Genomic DNA, 4,853 nt, shown 5'->3' on the forward strand with positions numbered 1-4,853 from the left:
CACCGCTCAGGCGGATAGAAACCCATAGCCAAAGAACACCACACCAGCGACTGTAGCGAGTCGCGACAGAGGGCACCGCTCAGGCGGATAGAAACATGCCGGACATATGAGTCCAAGCATACATCCAGTCGTCGCGACAGAGGGCACCGCTCAGGCGGATAGAAACCGGCTACATTTTGGGGCAATGTAGAGCCCTGTACAGGTCGCGACAGAGGGCACCGCTCAGGCGGATAGAAACCTGGGCTGCCAGAGTGTCAGTACCTCGATACGCCCTGCCAGCGACTCCGAGACTTTGGGAAGCACTTAGGACATTTGCCGAGCCGGTCAGCAAGAAGCTCCCGGGAAAGACTTACAGGGCAAAGGCGAGGTCTCGGGTGAGGGTCGTCTTCCCCGTCTGTCGGGCTCCGGTCAGCAGGATCACAGGTCACAAAAAAACTTCGGGGAGTATGACTCATTCCTCCAGCGAAGAAGCATAAGGGGGTATGAAAACAACCAACCCCATCACGCTGGATAAGGGAACCTACCTCGCAGACCTGGAGCCAGGACAGAGCTTTGGCCCCGCTCTCTTCGCCGTGCGTAGTGTTACCGACCGAGGCGAGGAGACACGGGCACCGCAGCTTGCGGCCACACTCACCGACCGCACCCAACCAGAAGGCCGAATCGCTAAGGTATGGCAAGCCGACGATCGTACCCGAGCCGCGCTCAAGGCGGGACAGATCGTGCAGGTCTGGGGCAAGGTGGATACCACAAGTCCCTGGGTGGGAGAGATCACCCTGGAGTGTGTGGAGTCCATCGCACAACCCGAGGATCTCTCGGAGTTCCTGGCACCACGCCCCGAAGGCCACACCCGCGCCTGGCAGGAGTTCTGTCGGCTGATTCGCTCGGTTCAGAACCCACACCTAGCGGAGCTGCTCAAGCGGCTCTTGGACAAACAAAGCCAGTGCGCCTTTGCCGACGCGGTCGCAGCACGAGGGCATCACCATGCGTTCCGAGGAGGCTTGCTCCAGCACACCGTTGAGGTCGCAGCTCTCTGTGAGGCTGCCTGTGCAGTCTATCCGTACCTCTGCCGTGATCTGCTCATCACCGGAGCGCTCCTCCACGACTTTGGCAAGCTCACGGAGATGGAACACGGGCTCGCTGCCGGAGCGTTCACGGCGGAGGGGTGCCTGATTGGGCATGTCCACGGGGGAGCACTGCGCGTTCATGAGGTGGCCGTTGGGATCAAGGAGTTCCCAACCACCCTGCTCAACGCCCTGATGCACCTGATCCTCTCCCACCATGGAGAAGGAGCCTTCGGTTCCCCCAAGATGCCTACCTTCCCTGAGGCGGTCGTCCTCTCGCAGTGTGACCGGCTCAGCGCACACACCACCGCGATGCACGAGGCGATTTGCAAGGCTCCCGCCGGACAGACAAGCCTGTGGCATCAAGGGAACTGGATCTACACGGGGAACCTGGGAGATACGCCCAGGCCTGCACCGCCCCTCCCCAGCTCTCCGCGCCCGGAAAGCCAGGGTGTGCAAGAAAGCACCACGCCCAACAACTTCGCCACGGCCCGCTGCATCCCCGTTCGCGGCCTGGTGGCGGCAGGGCGGGGGGAAGAGAGCGCGGAGTACAGCGAAGAGACACTCACCGTGGTTCCCCCGGAGGAGGGGGCGGACTACCTGGTGCGTGTCACGGGAGAATCCCTACAAGGAGCAGGAGTCCAGGCGGGCGACTTGCTGTTTGTCCAGCAGCACGCCACGCCCCATCCAGGTGATCTCGTGGTGGCCTGGCTCCCCGGCCAAGGCGGTGTAGTCAAGCGCTTCGCAGGAGATCGGCTGGAGTCGGCACACCCGGACTATCCCCCGATCCCTCTCACCGAAGAGGTACGAATCCAAGGCAAAGTAACAGGGTTACTGCGTCCCCTTTGAGTTGTCAGGGGGAGGAGTTGTCTTCTGCGCTGGTGAACCAGTAATGCCATGCCCACGCTCCTTCGTTTGACACTGGAGCTGGAAGAAGCGACGTTTCTTGCCAGCAAGCAGGCTCCCGCACAGGGCTGGTTTCTCAAGCTCTGCCAGTTCTACCATCCCGCCGTTTCTGAGGCGCTCCATGCCGAGCAGCCCGAGGAAAAGAATGTCCGTCGGCCCTACACGCTCTCACGCTTCTACACCCCCCCACAGCAAGTGAACCCGCTGGAGCTCTACGCGGTGGAGCAAGGGCTGAGCGCCCCTTGTGATGAGGGAGAGCTACGGCGGGGGCAACGGCTCTCGCTACGTGTGGGTTTGCTCGATGATGGTTTTGCGGAGTCTCTGCGCAATGCCCTGCCGAACCTTCCTCTTCCGACGGTGGGCCGGGGACGCTGCGCGCTTGCCGCGCCGCCGGAGTGGCTCTATGCACCGTGGGAGGCGCTGACTCAGGTTCCCGTGCCGGATCGTCTGCGCCTGGAGTTCGCAACCCCCACCGCCTTTGTCTCCCAGGACGAGCTGCTCCCCCGCCCCGAACCGGAGCGCTTTCTGGCAAGCTGGCGACGGAGCTGGGAGCGCTTCGCCCCTGAAAGGGTTCCCGCTCCGACAGAGGAGCTACTGGCAGAGGCTCCCCCGCTGGTGAGTGCGTTTGACCTAAAAACCCTCGCCTGGCCCAGCAGACAGCGTACCTGTGTGGGGTTTGTCGGCTGGATGGAGCTCACTTGGCGGCGGGGTGCCCCCGAAGAAGCGCGCCGTGCAGCGGCGAGTCTGGCAACCCTCGCGGCGTTCTGTGGCACAGGGGCGAAAACCACCACCGGGCTGGGCCAGACCCGCTCATCGCTCTTGGAGCGGAAGTAGGACACAAAAGAAAAACTCCCCGTTTCCGGGGAGTGAGCAGGGTCGAGGTCGGGGTGGCTCTCGCGCAGGGCAGCCGCGAGCTTTGGGAGCTGGCGCGCTCCCCAGCGCCGCAGATTAGGCTCATTGCCACGTGCCCGTGTCTTCTGGAACACCTCCTGCCAGTCCAGGTCGTAGAACAGGCGCAGCGACAGCGCGTCCCGTTCCGCAGGAGCCATGCCCGTTGCGACCATCCAGCCCTGGATGGTCTGAGCAAGCTCCTGACGGATCAGCAGCAGGCTGGGATCCGGTGCGGGATCTGGAACCCGATCCTGCACCGAATCTCCATCCATACTAGGGCTCTGATTCAGGGAAATGACGTTCCCCCGAGCATAGCGACGCCGCTCCCGTTCCAGAAACCCCGTGCACTCCCGGCCCGCTGCGATTCTGCCACCCCAGAAACAGCGCCTGAAGTAGGCGACCGCAATAGGCAGCACAGGCGGGACCTTCCCCTGAAGAATCGCATTCTCCGTGTAGTCAAGTGCCTTATCTCCCGCACTCTCAGCAGGCACCTGGGGGCAGCCCCGCGCAATGGCCTGGCGGAGACAGCGCTCGCGAGCCTCGTACAGTGCAGCACTCACCAGGAAATGCTGCGGGTCGGGTTGGTTGTTTTGGTTGGGTTGTTGGTTTTTCATCAATACCCGCTCCCGAGTGCGCTCTCACCAGGAGTGCACACACGGAAGCGGATGGGCAGAGACTCTCTGCCGGGGTGGACCAGCGTGGGATCAGGGTCACACGCTTGGCCCTCTGCGCCGGAAGCCCTTGCGGGTTGCCCGAAATCCGGCGGTGTTGCGGTAGACGGTCACCAGCACATCCCCCGCCAAAACGACCAGCAGCCCCTCGGCGCGGTCGGCTAAAGAGGCAGGGAGCCCCTGGGGAAAGTGACGTCTGCCCAGGTAGTAGGCGACTCGCCCACCACCGACGTGGTAGCGCTTGCCAAACTGCAATGCAAGGGCAACCAGCTCACGGGTAATCCCGCGCTGCTGCTGTCGGCGGACGCTATGCCCTGTCCGCTGGAGGGTGGTGGGGGGGGTGTTGTTTTTCATCGCCTCTTCTTTTTGCCTTTCCTGAGAACCATAATCAGACACACCAATGCCCAAAGGCAAAGGGATTAAAAGAGTCTGGAACCTGGTTTTACGATCCGGTAACCCGGTTCGGTTTTAATCAGTTAAAGGGGAGAAGAGAGCCTTCTCCGAAGAGGCTTCGAGTGCGGTGAGTCCCGCGAAGTGAAGCGAGACTGATCTTATCAGCGATCCTTAATCCTGTCAAGATCCACGAAAAATATATTTTTAGATTGTGACGCATTCGCTTAAGAGCGAAGCATAGGAGGGTGTGAAAACGCGCTCCTCTACCCTGATTGTCGCTGCTGAGCTCCTCGCCCTAGCCGGGTGTGGGAAACAGACCTCGCAGCCCCTTGAGGTTGTTGAGACAAGCGTTGTCTCTCCGCTACTGATTGATCGGAACGCTTTCTCCTGGTGGGAGTAAAACGAGGCACCAAGACGAAACACACCAGCGGGTCAAGAGAGCGTGCGATTCGGGGATCGGTGGCTCTTTACCAAATGAAACGAGGAGACAGAATGAAACGAAGAGACGGTTATGCACTTGCCCTCGCGGCGCTTCTCCTTACGGCAGGTTGTCACACGACAACCAAGAGCCCGCGCCGTGTAGGAGAGGATTCCAGCTACCTGATCGTCGCTCTGGATCGCTCCGACTCGACCGTCCTTCGGCGGGAGACCATGCTGACACAGCTCGATGTGCTCGCCGGGGACGCCGACAGCGCACGAGCGACTCTGGACCTCTGGGCCTACGACACCGCGCCGGTTCGCATCTGGGGGCCGAATCTCTCCCAGGGAGCAAAACCTCTCCAGGAAGTGAAGGCAACGGAGCTGGTTCCTAGCAACAAGCACCCGCGCCGTGGGACACGCCCCGGCTTGCTGCTGGAGCGCCTCGCCCGTGATACCGCCGTGCAGCGCTTACCCGCAGCGTGCCCGCTGCGCCTCGTCGTTTTGACCGACG

5 protein-coding genes and 1 CRISPR repeat array are annotated in these 4,853 nt (G+C 61.9%); of the genes, 4 read left to right on the forward strand and 1 reads right to left on the reverse strand.

The window, feature by feature from the left end:
- Positions 1–239: direct repeats of the CRISPR family, unit length 23 nt; unit sequence CACCGCTCAGGCGGATAGAAACC.
- A gap of 243 nt (positions 240–482) precedes the next feature.
- Together ACH2EH_RS10120 and cas6 are read left to right on the forward strand one after the other, a co-directional pair.
- Positions 483–1,910, forward strand: a complete 1,428-nt coding sequence (locus ACH2EH_RS10120; protein ID WP_395141306.1) for a S24 family peptidase — start codon at positions 483–485, stop codon at positions 1,908–1,910.
- Positions 1,911–1,958: 48 nt separating this feature from the next.
- Positions 1,959–2,801 (forward strand): CRISPR system precrRNA processing endoribonuclease RAMP protein Cas6, encoded by an 843-nt coding sequence (cas6, locus tag ACH2EH_RS10125; RefSeq protein WP_395141308.1) that lies wholly within the window; start codon positions 1,959–1,961, stop codon positions 2,799–2,801.
- 767 nt (positions 2,802–3,568) lie between these two features.
- Here the strand turns inward: cas6 and ACH2EH_RS10130 are convergent.
- Entirely contained in the window at positions 3,569–3,883 is a 315-nt protein-coding gene (locus ACH2EH_RS10130; protein ID WP_395141310.1) for a hypothetical protein, read from the reverse strand.
- Positions 3,884–4,169: 286 nt separating this feature from the next.
- Here ACH2EH_RS10130 and ACH2EH_RS10135 point away from each other — a divergent pair, with 286 nt between their 5' ends.
- Together ACH2EH_RS10135 and ACH2EH_RS10140 are read left to right on the forward strand one after the other, a co-directional pair.
- Entirely contained in the window at positions 4,170–4,322 is a 153-nt protein-coding gene (locus ACH2EH_RS10135; RefSeq protein WP_395141312.1) for a hypothetical protein, read from the forward strand.
- A gap of 92 nt (positions 4,323–4,414) precedes the next feature.
- On the forward strand, positions 4,415–4,853 hold a 439-nt coding region (locus ACH2EH_RS10140; RefSeq protein ID WP_395141314.1), incomplete at its 3' end, for a hypothetical protein.

The sequence above is a fragment of the Armatimonas sp. genome (genome assembly GCF_043760365.1).
Taxonomy (GTDB): domain Bacteria; phylum Armatimonadota; class Armatimonadia; order Armatimonadales; family Armatimonadaceae; genus Armatimonas.

Bases quoted from the DNA above. Each gene is read 5' to 3' on its own strand.
- ACH2EH_RS10120 (WP_395141306.1), top strand. From the start codon at position 483: ATGAAAACAACCAACCCCATCACGCTGGATAAGGGAACCTACCTCGCA.
- cas6 (WP_395141308.1), top strand. From the start codon at position 1,959: ATGCCCACGCTCCTTCGTTTGACACTGGAGCTGGAAGAAGCGACGTTT.
- ACH2EH_RS10130 (WP_395141310.1), bottom strand. From the start codon at position 3,883: ATGAAAAACAACACCCCCCCCACCACCCTCCAGCGGACAGGGCATAGC.